The 15397-nt window shown below is 40.7% G+C and carries 14 protein-coding genes; 8 read left to right on the top strand and 6 right to left on the bottom strand.

Features of this window, described 5'->3' with window-relative positions:
* Positions 1-31: 31 nt before the first annotated feature.
* Together AC6CHI_RS03690 and AC6CHI_RS03685 are read left to right on the top strand one after the other, a co-directional pair.
* The gene (locus AC6CHI_RS03690) at positions 32-2794 is read left to right on the top strand and encodes a M16 family metallopeptidase (protein ID WP_498119478.1); all 2763 of its coding nucleotides are present in this window, start codon (positions 32-34) and stop codon (positions 2792-2794) included.
* A gap of 156 nt (positions 2795-2950) precedes the next feature.
* Positions 2951-3262: a hypothetical protein gene (locus tag AC6CHI_RS03685; RefSeq protein ID WP_498119477.1), complete on the top strand. Its 312-nt coding sequence runs from the start codon at positions 2951-2953 to the stop codon at positions 3260-3262.
* Positions 3263-3312: 50 nt separating this feature from the next.
* On the opposite strand, the gene AC6CHI_RS03680 is transcribed toward AC6CHI_RS03685, so the two are convergent.
* Complete coding sequence (locus AC6CHI_RS03680; RefSeq protein ID WP_458891510.1) at positions 3313-3702, bottom strand: DUF3144 domain-containing protein; 390 nt, start codon at positions 3700-3702, stop codon at positions 3313-3315.
* A 111-nt stretch (positions 3703-3813) separates the two neighbouring features.
* Here AC6CHI_RS03680 and AC6CHI_RS03675 point away from each other — a divergent pair, with 111 nt between their 5' ends.
* Entirely contained in the window at positions 3814-4446 is a 633-nt protein-coding gene (locus AC6CHI_RS03675) for a hypothetical protein (RefSeq protein ID WP_498119476.1), read from the top strand.
* A 7-nt stretch (positions 4447-4453) separates the two neighbouring features.
* On the opposite strand, the gene AC6CHI_RS03670 is transcribed toward AC6CHI_RS03675, so the two are convergent.
* Positions 4454-5914 carry a CYTH and CHAD domain-containing protein gene (locus AC6CHI_RS03670; protein ID WP_498119475.1) on the bottom strand — a complete coding sequence of 487 codons (1461 nt, stop codon included), beginning with the start codon at positions 5912-5914 and terminating at the stop codon, positions 4454-4456.
* A gap of 188 nt (positions 5915-6102) precedes the next feature.
* On the bottom strand, positions 6103-7566 hold the full coding sequence (locus AC6CHI_RS03665) for a CYTH domain-containing protein (RefSeq protein ID WP_498119474.1): 1464 nt from the start codon (positions 7564-7566) through the stop codon (positions 6103-6105).
* A 378-nt stretch (positions 7567-7944) separates the two neighbouring features.
* Between AC6CHI_RS03665 and AC6CHI_RS03660 the strand changes: the two genes are divergently transcribed.
* Positions 7945-8328, top strand: coding sequence for an Mpo1-like protein (locus AC6CHI_RS03660; RefSeq protein ID WP_458891618.1), 384 nt, complete (start codon positions 7945-7947; stop codon positions 8326-8328).
* A 522-nt stretch (positions 8329-8850) separates the two neighbouring features.
* On the opposite strand, the gene gloB is transcribed toward AC6CHI_RS03660, so the two are convergent.
* Together gloB and AC6CHI_RS03650 are read right to left on the bottom strand one after the other, a co-directional pair.
* The gene (gene gloB / locus AC6CHI_RS03655) at positions 8851-9582 is read right to left on the bottom strand and encodes a hydroxyacylglutathione hydrolase (RefSeq protein WP_458891514.1); all 732 of its coding nucleotides are present in this window, start codon (positions 9580-9582) and stop codon (positions 8851-8853) included.
* Positions 9583-9734: 152 nt separating this feature from the next.
* Positions 9735-11168, bottom strand: coding sequence for a pyridoxal phosphate-dependent aminotransferase (locus AC6CHI_RS03650; protein ID WP_498119473.1), 1434 nt, complete (start codon positions 11166-11168; stop codon positions 9735-9737).
* A 229-nt stretch (positions 11169-11397) separates the two neighbouring features.
* Here AC6CHI_RS03650 and msrB point away from each other — a divergent pair, with 229 nt between their 5' ends.
* The 4 genes from msrB to AC6CHI_RS03630 are packed head-to-tail and all read left to right on the top strand — an operon-like array spanning position 11398 to position 13845.
* Positions 11398-11817, top strand: a complete 420-nt coding sequence (gene msrB, locus AC6CHI_RS03645; protein ID WP_458891516.1) for a peptide-methionine (R)-S-oxide reductase MsrB — start codon at positions 11398-11400, stop codon at positions 11815-11817.
* A complete protein-coding gene (locus AC6CHI_RS03640; RefSeq protein WP_458891517.1) occupies positions 11814-12296 on the top strand; it encodes a glutathione peroxidase in 483 nt (160 codons plus the stop codon). Before msrB ends, AC6CHI_RS03640 begins: the two co-directional genes overlap by 4 nt.
* A gap of 5 nt (positions 12297-12301) precedes the next feature.
* Positions 12302-13186: an AraC family transcriptional regulator gene (locus AC6CHI_RS03635; protein ID WP_498119472.1), complete on the top strand. Its 885-nt coding sequence runs from the start codon at positions 12302-12304 to the stop codon at positions 13184-13186.
* 41 nt (positions 13187-13227) lie between these two features.
* Positions 13228-13845, top strand: a complete 618-nt coding sequence (locus AC6CHI_RS03630) for a LysE family translocator (protein ID WP_498119471.1) — start codon at positions 13228-13230, stop codon at positions 13843-13845.
* 376 nt (positions 13846-14221) lie between these two features.
* On the opposite strand, the gene dapC is transcribed toward AC6CHI_RS03630, so the two are convergent.
* The gene (gene dapC, locus AC6CHI_RS03625) at positions 14222-15391 is read right to left on the bottom strand and encodes a succinyldiaminopimelate transaminase (protein ID WP_458891520.1); all 1170 of its coding nucleotides are present in this window, start codon (positions 15389-15391) and stop codon (positions 14222-14224) included.
* Between the last annotated feature and the right edge of the window lie 6 nt (positions 15392-15397).

The raw sequence follows: 15397 nt of genomic DNA, 5'->3' as shown, positions 1-15397 counted from the left end.
TATTTATATGACTGAATATATTGGAATTAACATGTTAATGCGGTTGAAAAAACTTACTTTCTCTCTATTTTTTGTTGGTTTAAGTTCGGCTGCTTGGGCACAGCCTGTTTTAGTCAAATCTGAACATCAGATTGAAGAATATAAATTAGATAATGGTTTTCGGGTCATCTTGGCACCGAATGATAAAGAAAACAAAGTCTATATGAGTACCATTTACCTGACGGGTTCTTTGAATGATCCGCAGGGCAAAGGCGGGCTGGCGCATTTACTGGAACATCTGGCCTTTAAAGGCACTCAGAATGTGAAGGGGGAAGAGTTTCAGCGTCGGCTCGATCAATATACCTTAATGACCAATGCCAGTACGGATTATTATTCCACCCGTTATATTAATGTTTTGCGACCCGATCAAACGGCTTTAAATGAAATTATTCATTTAGAAGCCGAGCGCATGGACAAATTGGTGTTGCAAGAAAAGTTTGTGCCTTCTGAAATTGCTATTGTAAAACGTGAACGTGAAGTCCGTTTAGATCAGCCATTTTCGGTGTTGATGGATCAAATGTGGAAATCAGCCTACGGTAATCAATACTTGGGACGTTTACCAATTGGCGATTTAAAAGAGTTGCAGTCGATCAAGATGAGCGAACTCAATCAGTTTTATCGTGCTTGGTACGCGCCAAATAATGCAGCGATGGTGATTGCGGGTAAGTTTGATAAAGCACAAGTATTAAATCAAATTGAGCAAAAATTTAGCCCGATTGCAGCACGCCAAATTCCGACGCAAGTAAAAGTACCCTTACTGGATGCAACTAAAATTCAGCAGCGCCAGTTTAAAGTGCAAAAAGGCAGTGATTTAGCCAAATTCAATATCTATTTAAATGGGAAAAATGACCCGATTAAACCGGCTTTAGCATTATCGCCTTTACTCTATACGATGCAGCCTAGCGGGCATTTATATCAAGACATGGTGGAAACTGGAACCAGCACCATGGTGCAGGCAACAACTTGGTTAGATCGAGATTTCAACTTGGTGTTTATGGGGGCAATTTATGCACCGAACCATGATGCACAGCAAGTTGAACAGGCACTGGATCAAGGTATTGAGCAGAGTAAGGCATTTAACGAAACCGAGTTGAAACGGGTGAAAAGCCTGATTCAAAATCAGGCAGACAGTATTCAAAGTAATTCTGCGGCTTTAGGTTCCCGTATTGCCGATTATTTTGTCGCAAGCCAAGGACGTTGGGATCAGTATTATGTTGATCTAGAAAATATTCAAAAGTTGAGTGTGAATGATGTCAATCAAACCTTGAAACAGTTTTTGGTGAAAGATCATCGTATTTCAGGCGATATTCAGCCGACGCCTGAAGACCAGAAAAAAGCCCTACAGCAGCAACAAAGCAAAGCACCGACCAAAACGTTGGACCAGCAAACACAAGCTGTTGAGCCTTTAAAAGATGTCAGTGTCTATCAACAGGAAGTGGCCCAATATGTGGCGACTTCAGCGCAGAATTTAGAGAAAACTGAGCAAAAAATTCAGCGCGGTGCATTAAAGAACGGCTTGAAATATGCCTTTTTCCCTGTGGCAACCAAAGACAATAAAACCTATGCCACAATTAATGTAGATTTTGGTACCGCGCAAGCTTTAATGAATAAAAGTGAAATTATCGATTTCACCGCCTATTTGTTATTACGTGCATCGGATCAGTACAGTTTGCAAGATATTGCAGACAAATCAATTGATGCTGGTGGCTCGGCATCGGTGAGTGCTAATGCCAACGGCATGACTGTTCAGATTGTGGCGAAAAAGGAAAAATTTGAAGATTTCTTCAACTACATTATTGAGGTCATGAAAAATCCGAAATTCGAGCAATCACAATTTGATTTAATTAAATCGCAAACATTATCCAGTTTAAACCGACCATATACCGAACCTGAAACCGTAGCGGCACTCAACATTGCACGATTAATTGAGATCTATCCACCGGGAGATTTACGTTATCATTTCGAGCCTGAGTTTGCGAAAAAACAATATCAAGCTGCCAGCAATCTACAGGTGAAGCAGTTATATCAACAGTTCTTTGCCATGAATCATGCCCAACTGGCTATTACTGGTGAGTTTGACACGAAAAAAATGCTGCGAAACGTGAAAAAGCAATTCGGTACTTGGAATAGCACGCAACCTTATGAGCAATTAACGTCGACTTATACAGCTTATAAAGCTCAAAAAAAGCATGTTTTATCTGAACAGCGTGAGTTTGGAAGCTATCAGGCACTTTTGACTTTCCCATTGGGTGAAGAACATCCAGATGCCGCAGCCATGCGGGTGTTTAGCTATATTTTAGGTGACTCACAATTGTCTTCACGTTTGGCACAAGAATTACGTGAGAAAAATGCTTTAGTGTATGGCTTTGGCAGTGAAATTCAGTTGGATGACTGGATTGATTCGGGGGCTTTAAGTATTAGCGCAAATTATACTGCGGGCAAGGCCGATCAAGTATCCCAGTCAGTTCATAAAGTTTTGCAGCAATTACTGACACAAGGGGTCACCGAGCAAGAGGTGGAAGCTGCCAAAGCTGACATTATGAAAAATCGTGTCACCGCTTTGGAGGATGAGCGCAATATTCATCAAATGCTCACCCCACAGTTGGAACGCAGTCGTGACCTCCTGTTCCGTAAAAAACGTGATCAGGCGATTGCGCAATTGACCAAAGCCGATGTTGATCGTGTGATTCAAAAGTACATCCATTTGGATCAATTGGTGGAAGTCATGGCCGATCAATATGGACAATCACAATAAATCTGCCGAACAAACTACTGTATTGAGCTCTTTAAGAAAAGTCACATTTATGTGACTTTTCTTTTTATAACTTGAAGTTAAAATGAACAAATGGTAAAAAATAAGCAAAATCACACTTTATAAATAATACAATTCTGAAGCGGACAGCATTTAAATATGAATCAAATTTTAAAAACCTATAGTGTTCTTTTTCTTCTCTCTGGGTGTGCTATCTCTCATGCTGTGGCAGCAACCGAAACCCGTGTCATCCGTACAGATAATGGTCAGTTGGTTCATCTAGGAGATAGCTATATTCAGTTGCTGCAAAACATGGCGCAGCAACCAGTTTCGGTTCGTCATTATGAATGGGAAGAAGGGGACAAGAAATTCACCGCATCTGACTATGTTTATTTACTGGAAAATACCTATTACACCGTGACGGTAGTGGACAATGCCGTAAAGAAAATTGTCTGGGATCGTAAAATTTAAGGCATAAAAAAACCCTTAGTGAAGACTAAGGGTTTTTAGTTACGACTCAATTAATGATCGTGATCATGCTTATTGGCGTGGAATTCTTCATTATGACGGAAGCGTAAATAGTTCTCGAACTGTTCACAGTATTCTTCATAGTTGTCTTCGAGCATCATTTGAAATTGCTGCATGACATAAGACATGACTTGGTCTTTAGCCTCACGCATTTCATTGCCATCTTTAAAATTATTTGCTGCGACCCAAGTATTAAAACGAGCCGTTGCAAAAAGCATCGATGCACTCACTTGCCCGCGAATTTCATTTGGCTTGACTTGTTGTCCTTTGACTGGACGGCAAAATTCATTGGCTTGTTTAATAAACTCATCGGCACGTTCAAAAAAAGCAGCATTCAAAGCTTCTTCTTCGGTGACATCGGTAGCGTCAATCTTTTGAACCATGACTGTTCCTAGCAAAAAATTTCATTCCGCATTATAGGCAAAGCCTTGCAGAAACAAAACCTTTGACTTAATCTAAAAATAGCCTAAGCATTATAATAACGGAAACACTTTATGTCAGATGCTATTGCAATTCAAAACCTTAAGCATGATATATCACTGTTGCGTCAACAAATTTGGCCACCACAAGATTTAGCCAATGTTGAAGGTTTACCCATTTATTATGGGTCGGAGCAAGAGGTCGCGCACTATTATCAACAATGGCAAGATTTAATTGAGCGGGCACAACTTTTAAGCCAACCGTTTTTAACGGACGAGCCAGTGGATGCCATTCACTTACCCAGTCATTTAAATTTGCCGCTGTTCTATTTTCATGTGGACCGGATTCGGATTAATAAAACGCGCGCCAAAGAATCGAAAACCTTTAGAGGTATAGCCAGTTTGTTAGACAAATGCGGACAATTTCCTGCGGAGCAACTCGCCGCGATGCAAGCTTGGCTGAATAGTGACGAACAGGCCGCATTGGTTGCGCATCGTGAATTTATTGATTTAAGAACTTATGTATTCCAGCACGGGCAAACTGAATATACGCGGACTCGATTTTATGTGAATGGCATTGTGTTAAGCACCGAAGCACATTTTAAATTGGTCGATGCACGTGAAAAACCACGCAAACAGCGGAGCGATAGCTATAGTGATCCTTTGGCAGATAACCAAGTGTGGAAAGTTTTTGGCAAATATCGCTGAAGACTGGCTATTTCCAGAACGGTTTAATTTTCCGAAAGGCTTTCAGTTGTTTGTCTATATGTTTGAGTTGTTGCTTTTCTTGTTGGTTGAGCCACTGCATAGCACAAGCCACATCTTCATTTTGTGGAATTTCCTGCATAAATTGTTCAGCCACCAGCAAATCGTTATATTGACCTAACAGTTCCTGAATTGGTTTGATGGCTTTTAAATAGTGTTTAACGGCTTTGGGCTTATATAAGCTACGGACAAACTCAATGTTATAGCGTAAATGTTTAAAGCGTTTACGTAGTTGATGCTTGTCCTCATCCTCCAATTGAGAAAAATGTCCGATTTCATCTGCAATGCGCTGATGGGTTTTCTTTAATTGCTTTTCAGCATAATGTTTAAAGGTTTTTTTCTTCTTGTTTTTCGGGTTGACCGGAGACGTGACGTAATTCATTAAATCTAAAATCAGCAAATTGGTTTCGGTTGACTGAAAAATTTGCGTGACCTGAGTGTGATAGGCGCTTTCATCTGGAAAGTTAAGATGTGAGCAGCCCACTTGTTGTAATTGCGGCAGCAGGCTTTCTCGGATTGCATCGGCATCACGGGCATAACCCAAGGCTTGAAAGATCACGCGTAACTGCGCAGCCCAATGCGGTGAAATTTCATGCGTCAACGCGCTATAGCTTTTTAAGGCACTACGCATGCGTCGTATTGCAACACGTGCCTGATGAATATGTTCACTGCTGAATGTCCCACATGCTAAAGCGGTGGCATTGGGTAACAGCTGCTTAAAGGTGTTATTCACAATCTGCTGGATTGCTTCATTGGCAGACATGGCGCTATCCAGCACTATAGGCTCAGCATTTTGTGGCGGCAATAGATCTTGCTGTTGAACATGTAAATCTGCACGTTGCGATTTGCTGCGAGTGTCTAACCAAAGCTGATACTTTTTCATCCAAGGTTCTATACAGCGAATTAAATCGTGGATGGAGCCTTGTACCAATTCAAATTCAATCTCGAATATGGGGAGTTTTTCCTGCTCAAAAATGAGATGGCCAATGTCTAGACAGACTTCAATTTCAGACTGATTAAACAGCAGAATTTTGGACATGCGTTTGACATCGGTAGAAAACTTAATTTTAAAATTTTGTGCCGCATCTGCAGAAGTGAGAAATTCAGGAAGTTCGTCAATGTGATCTTGATAGACGGTTAAATCAAGTTGAGGGCGTTTCTTTTTACCTAAATCGGTTTCGAACTCAAAACGCTCAATATGCTGTTCGGTTTTGCATTTCAGGGTTTGAATCCAATGCCCTTGTTCTAAACGTAGTCTTAAGGCAATAGATTTTTGTGCCAGTAAAAATTCAGGTGTGTCGTAATAATGGGCGAGTAAGCGTTGCTTATAGACTTTGGATGCGCAAAAGTCTTGATAAATCATGTCCTGAAATGCTGTCGGGATCTGAAATTTAAGTTCAATTTCTGACATGCTCTAGCCCTCGTGCTGATTTTTAAAATTATTTTAAGGTCGCTAAAATTCTATCTTGGCTAAAGTTGGGCTATAAGTCCAGCAAAAATTATGGTGTCTTTTTTAAGCTTATTTTTTGAGAATTCTTCCCCCATCAAGCCAGTTGTTAAAATGATCTTGTGGGGGAGTCATGTAATGGATTACAGGATTTAAAATTTTAGGAATTTTCGGCTGACCATAAACTGTTCGGTCGCATCTAGCAAGGCTTGGGCATATACTTCCTGCTTGGCGGTGAGCCAACCTAAGACAAACCAGTCACTGGCTTCGAGTTCAGTTTGTTGAATATAGGCCGCAGATGAGCTGAGCGTTAGGTACTCTTCAGCAGCGAGATGCGCTTCATTCAGTGCCTTACTGTATTTTTGAAGGTTTTTCACATCATAGATTGAGGTCAGAATCGGAAAGCTAAATTTTAATTCGCGAATACGCTGCGAAAGCTGTTCCAACGTTTCAAATTGCGTGACATCAGCCAGTGCAAGCTGCTCATGAATCTGTTTGTATTGTTGCTGTAAGGTATTTTGTGCATAAGCTTTTAAATCCAGCTCCTGACCTTCTTTTGCCGTTGCTAGGCTAAACATCAACAATTCCAGAAAATGATGTACATTTTGTGTCGAGCGAACCAAATTATTCAGCTTTTCTTGAGCATACAAAATGTCTTTGGTCAGACTGGCTGCCGTGGTCGGATTTTGGAGTAATGCGCCCAAGGTGGATTGCATGTGCTCAAGTTGTTGTAAGTTCTCAAAGTGATGTTTGAACGCAGCAAGTTGATGTGCCCATTTATCCGAAACATCCTTGCTCCAGTCTTTAAACAGTGCAACAGTTAAATACAAATGATCGAGTGCGATATAGGCTTGCTGTTGATGTTCTGCTTCTGCAACGCCTGCTGAAATTGCAGCAATATTGGGTAGTAAATGTTGTAGCTCTTGAGCGACCAGTAAACGAATATTACAGTCTGCGCTGTCTTTCTTTTGCAACTGGAATGCTTTGGCATATTGGGCAGGGCTGACCAGCTGTTGCGTTGAGAGCAAATGTCCCATTTCCGCTTTGCTGCGCACATCTAACCACAAGTGATATTTTTTTACCCATTCGAAACTAAAAGCGAGTAAGGATTGAATTGAACCTTGCTTTAGCTCAAATTCAACTTCGTGTACCTCACGTTCTTCAGTTGTTGTTGCGAGACGACCAATATCTAGACTGACTTCAATTTCGGCATCTTCAAAACTAATCACGCGATAGGTGCGCTGAATATCGGATTCAAATTGTAATTTTAATCCATCAAGCTGATCACCCAATGCTTGTTGCAAGATTGCCAACGCCTCAGGGGAGTTTTGATAAATACTCAAATCCAACTCTGGGGCTGGATCTGTTACAGCAAATTCATGGTTATGTTCAAAGCGATGCAGATGGCTTTTACCTGCCGCTTTTAAGGTTTGAACCCATTGCTCACCTTCACGTCTAAGGCGCAAAGCAGCCCCATGTTGTGACAATAATTTATCAGGCGTATCAAAATACTTGGCTTGAAGGTGGATTTGACTAGATTTCTTTGGGTCTAAGGCTTTAAGTAGTGCTGTTCTTCTTGGTGCTGGAATTTGAAATTTTAATTCAACTTCAATCATAATTTTGCCTTAGACAGTTATGGAGAAAAAGGGTTGTCTGTGATGATGCAGCAGTAGAACAACCTAAAGCGTAAATTCTAGCGGAAAAAGCCTGAGCTGTACGCTGCCAGAAGTGATTTTATCGGCAGTTAACACATTTTTACGTCAAATACAGGGTAATGTGCAGCGCTCACAAAAAATCTTCAGATGTGTGATTAAAATCATAAAGGGATGTTTTGGTTGCTTAGTCCGACCAAAACTCAATCTTGAAAAGTCATTTTTTGCCAATTTAAATGCTTGAACATGAGCAGAAATGTAATTGATCAATTCCACTGAAAAACCAATGATAATTGAGCGAAATACGATTTAAGAATGAATAACTATCAGGAAGATACAAAGATGAATGCCATCGTAGAGCCACAGCACAGTATAGAACAGGTGCAGACGCCGCAATTACCGATTCGAAACTATCAGGAGTTTTATCGTTTTTATTTAACTGAACATCGTAATATCACCAGTCGTCGTTTGCATGTCTTGGGCAGTAGCATTGGAGCATATTGGATTGCCAAAGCGATTCGTCAGCGTAAACCGAAGTATGTGCTATACGGTTTAGTTCCAGGCTATGCATGTGCTTGGGTGGGGCATTTTCTATTTGAAAAGAATAAACCCGCGTCATTTAAGCAGCCTTTATACAGCTTTATTTCTGACTGGCGTATGCTAACTGATATTGCGCGAGGTAACCTGAGCTTAAAGTCTCGTTCCCTAGATAAAATTCCAAGCTAATCGCTCATTTTATTAAAGTACATTTGTCTATTAATATTAATTAGATCATGTGGATATAAGATGATGTTATTTTTGAACTTTATTTGGTCATGAAGGTTTATTTTTCATGTTAATTTTAAAAAGTAACTAGCCGATCCGAAACTTCTACTGTAGTATGACTCTCGGATTTTATCGTGTCTTGTTCTGCTTTAGATACAACAAGTTTCCAATGCCTAGAGTGACCTTTCTCTGGGCTTTTTTTATTGCGTTATAAACATCAATTGAAGTCATTGTTGTGGTGTTGGTTGCTTAAAAATAGGGATGCTTGAATTGAAAGACTCTCTAATTTTTTGCCCACATTGCCCTTGTGGTTAGCGCAAAAAATTAGAGAGTCATGTTTATTTTCTGTTTTTGTTATTCTTATTGAAAATAAACAAAATCTTTCGGTTTATCGTTGTATTTTATTGCTTTTATGACTGTATTAAACCGTGAATTTGGATCTTGCTCTATCCCCAGAAATGGTGATTTTTGTTATGCCGTACATTAAAAATTATCCTTAAGCTCACGTAAGCGTTGAAATTCCGCCACACTGTCTGCTCTTAAAAAAGGATTGGTTTCTAGTTCCAGTGCAATTGTACTCGGCAGTGTAGGCTGACCCAGCATGCGTAATGCTTCCACATGTTCAAAGCGTTGCTGAATTTCAAGATTATCGGGTTCAACATGCAGCGCAAACTTTGCGTTTGAAAGGGTATATTCATGGGTGCAATACACTTGAGTTCGGGGTGGTAGGGCAGCCAAGCGATTAAGCGAGTGATACATCTGTTCATAAGTGCCTTCAAACACTCGACCACACCCCATCGCAAACAGCGTATCTCCGCAAAAGACCAGATCCAGTTCATCACTAAAATACACAATATGACCCAAGGTGTGTCCCGGTACCGCAATCACATCAATTTTTAAATGATGAAAATTGAAATGATCACCATCGCTAAGTGGATGAGTAATAAAAGGAATTTTACTGAGTTCTTCGCGTGGTCCATAAACGGCAATGTTACGATTGGCCAAAAGTTCTTGTACCCCACCAATATGATCTTTATGCCAATGGGTGAGCCAGATTTGCGTGAGATGAAGTTGATGGTCTTTGCAGTAGTCCTCCACCAATTGAGCTTCGGTCGGGTCAACCGCAATGACCTCATGTGTATCTTTATGTTCGAGTAACCAAATATAGTTTTGTAATTGGTTTTTGACATCAATGATATGGACTTGATACGACATGTTCTGCGCTCTTGCTATCTTTTGTTGCAGTGTAGCATTGCTCATGCTGCTTTCTCTATGCGTATAGGGTAATTGACGGCTTTACTGGAAATGCTAATAAAAAAAGCCGCATCATTTGATACGGCTTTTATGATAAAGATGACAAGCTGGATTTAAGCTCGTAATTTCGCCAAGAAACGGCTGACGCGGGTTAAGGCTTCACGCAATTCATTTTCGGCAGGTAAGAACACCACACGGAAATGATCAGGAGTTGGCCAGTTAAAGCCTGTGCCTTGAACCAACAAAACTTTTTCAGCACGCAGTAAATCTAGCATGAGCTTTTCATCATCCTGAATTGGATAAACTTCTGGATCAAGTTTAGGGAAGCAGTACATTGCACCTTCAGGTTTAACACAAGACACACCAGGAATTTCATTCAGCATTTCCCACGCAATATTGCGTTGTTCATATAAACGACCACCTGGGCGGATTAAATCGTTAATCGATTGATAGCCCCCTAATGCGGTCTGAATTGCGTACTGTGCTTGATGGTTGGCACACAAACGCATAGACGCCAGCATGTCTAAACCTTCGATATAGTCGAGTGCACGTGATTTATCGCCCGTAATTGCCATCCAGCCTGAACGATAGCCTGCAATACGGTAAGCTTTAGACAAACCATTGAACGAGATACAGAGCTGATCGCCAGCCAAAGCAGCAACTGAAACATGTTCAATGCCGTCATAAACAATTTTGTCGTAAATTTCGTCTGCGAATAAAATCAGATCATGTTTTTTCGCTAAGGCAACAATTTGTTCGAGTACATGACGTGGATATACTGCACCAGTTGGGTTATTGGGGTTAATAATTACAATACCACGCGTATTTGACGTGATTTTGCTTTCCATGTCGGCAATATCTGGATACCAGAAATTTTCTTCATCACATTTGTAATGAATTGCTGTACCACCCGATAAGTTGACTGCCGCAGTCCATAGTGGGTAGTCAGGCATTGGCACCAGCATTTCATCGCCATCATCCAATAAGCCTTGCATCGCCATCACGATGAGTTCAGAAACACCATTACCGATATACACATCATTCACATGCATATCAAAGATGCCTTTTTGCTGGTAATACTGGCAAATGGCTTTACGTGCAGGGAAAATCCCTTTTGAGTCGGTATAACCGACCGCATTTGGCAGGTTTAAAGCAACGTCATTAATAATTTCTTGTGGCGCTTCAAAGCCGAAGGGCGCGGGGTTACCAATATTCAGCTTGATAATCTTGTGACCTGCTTCTTCCATCTCGATGGCCGCTCGTAACACTGGTCCGCGAATGTCGTAGCATACATGCTCGAGCTTAGACGATTTTTTTATTTCGCGTGGAGTTTGAATAGTGTTTGGCATTTTGATGTTCTCGGAAAGAGTGGGGGTCACTTTTGCATAACGATATAAATAGCTTTTGAATGTTTCAGTTGTTACAAGGTCGAGATGATGTTCATCTCTGAGTAATGCAACAATTTTTTCATGCGTATATCCCGCCTGTTGATATTGTTTAATCACAGGCAATAGATGTTTAAACATAACGCTCTTTTTTTGCGACATTCTTTAATCCTGAGCAAGAATGTCCATAAGAATAGCACCACTGTTGCTCACAAAAAAGCATTTCTAAAATAAAAATGCTCACTTTTATTTTTACTTTGCTTACTTTTTGCTTTTAATGAAAGTATAAGTCTTTTGTAAATTGTTAAGTAAAGACTAGAAATTTTAGAGTGAATCACGTAAATATAAGATTATCCTATTTTTAAACAGCAAGATAGAAAGGGAAGTAATCATGGGAAAACTCAATAAAACAGACCGTGAATGGCAAAGAGAGTTATCTCCAGAAGAATTTCGTATAACTCGACAAAAAGGAACAGAACCAGCTTTTACGGGGAAATACTGGAATACCAAGCAAGAAGGAACGTATGTATGTCGTTGCTGCGGAACACCGTTATTTTCGTCGACGACGAAATATGACAGTGGTTGCGGCTGGCCGAGCTTTTTTAAACCCATTGTTGGAGGGGCAATTGATGAAATGCCAGATAGCTCACATGGTATGGAAAGAACGGAAATCGTTTGTCATCATTGTGACGCACATTTAGGGCATGTTTTTGAGGATGGTCCACAGCCGACAGGATTACGCTATTGCGTGAATTCGGCTTCATTAGAATTACAATCACAAGAAAAAAATGACGAGGAAACCTATCCATGACCAGCATATATCAGCTTGAAGCTGAGTTGTTAGATGGAAGACCTAAATCTTTTGCCGATTATGAGGGGAAGGTTTTATTAATCGTAAACACAGCGAGTAAGTGTGGTTTTACCCCGCAGTTTGCTGGTTTGGAAAAACTATATGAGAAGTATAAGTCACAGGGTTTAGAGGTGCTTGGCTTTCCATGTAATCAATTTGGTGGGCAGGACCCAGGTTCAAACGACCAAATTGGCGCTTTCTGCCAGAAAAATTATGGGGTGACTTTTCCAATGTTTGCCAAGGTGGATGTGAAAGGCCCCGAAGCACACGCCATTTTTCGCTATTTAACCAATAACAGCAAAGGCATTTTAGGCAGCGGTATTAAATGGAACTTTACCAAGTTTTTAGTGGGTAAAGATGGAACGGTTTTAAACCGTTTTGCACCCACCACAAAACCAGAAGCCTTAGAAGAAGAAATCGAAAAGGCTTTACAGCAGTAAAGGTAATGTCGAATAGATTGCAGCATTCCCAAGACGTCTGCAAAGCTCAGCTTGAGTTTTGGAGTGATTCAAATATGCCTTATGTGGAAACACGTAAGGCATGTCATAGCCGAGCCTGCTATCGAGCACACAGTCATCCAACATTTTCTATTGGTGCGGTAGACATTGGTCAAAGTGTTTTCTCCAGTTCTTTTGTGGGGACTCAGCTTATTGAGTCGGGAACATTAGTTTTAATTCCTGCCCATGTTGAGCATGCTTGTAACCCTGAATCTAATCAGACTTGGAGTTACCAGATGATGCATCTGGATCAGCGCTGGTTGGCGCAATTGTTAAAAGAAACACAACACGATTTTCGTTGTGATGCTATTCCCCAATACAAGCCTCAACTTTATAAAAATAAGCAGCTTTATCTCAGTTTTTGTAATTTAAATGAAAGTTTATTCAATACAGATTTATCTTATTGGCACAAAGAACAGTTGCTGATTCAAACCTTAACCACATTGTTGTTTCCACAGCTGCACTTAGAGTTACTTGACGAAAATAGCTATGCACAACAGGAGTTTCAACAGTTACTCGCATGGGTGAATACTAGTGAGGAATTGCTGTCTTTACAGCAGTTGTCGGAACAGTGTGGCTTGAGTCGCTATGCGATTATTCGCTTATTTAAGACGAAGCTAGGCTTAACACCGCATGCCTATCAACTTAACTTAAAAATTAATCTGGCTCGTAGCCTGTTAAGGCAGGGTGCTGATATTGCTGAACTCAGTTATCAGTTGGGTTTTAGCGACCAGAGTCATTTTCAGCGTGTTTTTAAACAGTTATCGGGTACGACGCCAAAGCTTTATCAAAAGCAGCACCGTCGCGCAATTTTATACAAGAATTTAATTTAAGCGCGCTCTAGGCTTGTCTCACGATTTATTTGAGATGAGTTATGGAATTATTTTTATTTATCGCATTGACCCATTTTATTGCTCTGCTTGCTCCCGGACCGGACTTCTTCCTCATATTCATCAACTCAATGAAATACGGAACGCTATCGACTCGCTATACCGTGTATGGAATTGCAGTTGGGAATGCACTGATTTTAATACTGATCTATATTTTGTTGTGGTGGTTGGGGCAAATCGATGTCCTGATTTTACAATTGTTGCGCTGGTTAGGCATCCTCTACTTGTTATATCTGGCGGTGCAATGTTTTCGTGAGCATGCTGAAAATAGCCTGATTTCGGCTCAGCATGAGATGCGAATAAAAGTGTCACGGACTTTATGTTTTGCTCAAGGCTTGCAGTCCAGTGTGCTGAATCCCAAAAATGTGATGTTTTATAGCAGCCTGATTTTATTGGTGTACGCTCAATTTAATCCGCAGCAGTTGGCTTTGATTAGTCTGTGGATGGTGAGTGTTGTTTTACTCTGGAATTTAGCTTTACTCAAGCTTCTGGCTTGGAATGGCTGGCATTCCTTCTTAAAGACACGCTCTCGGCTTTTATATCGAGCCACAGGTTGTTGCTTCATTGCATTTGCTTTAATGTTAATGCTATTCACGCCTTAATTATTATTGTCATTACAGCCTAGCGTATTGCAGCTTAAGTGAAGCGAGGAGGGGTGACTGAAATTTAGAACTCCTCGACTAAAATTCTAATGCTCAAATTTTGTGTGATTCATAACAAAAAAATTACAGAGAAGATTTTAACGAGAGTCCGAATGCCATTTTTTACCTTGATCTTGATAGCACTCGGCATCCAAGGGATTTGCAATTTATTATTTTTTACAGTGTATCAGCTCAATGCTAGTGCAATAGAAGTAGCACTGGTTCAAGTTTATTTTTTCTTTGATTGTGGCTGTGCTGTGCTTAATGGTGATTATTTTTGCGCAACCCTTTGAGGGTTAACGAAGGTGAAAAATCACCCTCGCTAACGGTCGAAGACTTATAAGATCGCTTTTAAACGTGCAATCACTTGCTCACATTGGGCAATGTCTGCAACCAATGCCAGACGCACATGGTTTTCACCCGGATTGCCTGTTGCGGTATCACGTGATAAATAACGTCCCGGAAGCACTTTGACATGTGCTTTTTCCATCAGCATTTTGGCAAAAGTTTCATCATTGTCGACTTTGAGCCAATAATAAAAGCCTGCATCTGGTTTTTTAAGCGGCAATAGGTGACCCAATTCCGACTGGAATAAGTCAAATTTCGCACGGTACTGTTTACGGTTTTCTTCGACATGGGCTTCATCATCCCATGCTGCGATAGAGGCTAGTTGATGCTGTACAGGCATTGCTGCGCCGTGATAGGTGCGATACTGCAAATATGGCTTTAACAAAGCGGCATCACCCGCGACAAAACCCGAGCGCATGCCTGGTAAATTCGAGCGTTTGGATAAAGAGTGGAACACCACACAGTTTTTATAATCATGACGCCCAATCTCGGCACAGACTTCTAATAGACCTGTCGGTGCTTCATCAAACCAGAGTTCTGAATAGCATTCATCTGATGCAATCACGAAACCATATTGGTCAGAAAGTGCAATTAGTTTTTTAAATTGTTCTTTCGATAGGACTGCGCCTGTTGGGTTGCCCGGTGTGCAAACAAAGAGTAATGCCGTTTTTTCCCAGACTTCAGCAGGTACAGCATCAAAGTCACCGAGGTAATTATTTTCTTCAGTACAGTTAATGAAATAAGGTTCTGCACCCGCCAATAAGGTCGCACCTTCATAAATTTGATAGAACGGGTTTGGCATCACCACATAAGGTTTTTCTTCACGATTAATCAAGGCTTGTACGAATGAGAAAATCGCTTCACGCGTACCTGAAACAGGCAGAATTTCTTGTTCAGGATTAATTTGATTGAGATGAAAACGACGCGTGAGCCAGTGAGCAATACTGAGGCGTAATTCTGGCAGACCTTTGCTGTTTGGATAAGTTGATAAGTGATGAAAATTATCAATGATGGCTTGTTTCACAAACTCAGGTGCAGGGTGTTTTGGCTCACCAATTGAAAGGGGAATCAAAGGTAAATCTGCTGGTTGTACATCCTGAAAAAGTTTATTTAACTTTTCAAATGGATAAGGATGTAATAAAGACAAACTAGAGTTCATGAAACA

It is taken from the genome of Acinetobacter sp. GQ146 (assembly GCF_059758585.1).
This window is presented reverse-complemented; position numbering and strand designations above follow the sequence as displayed.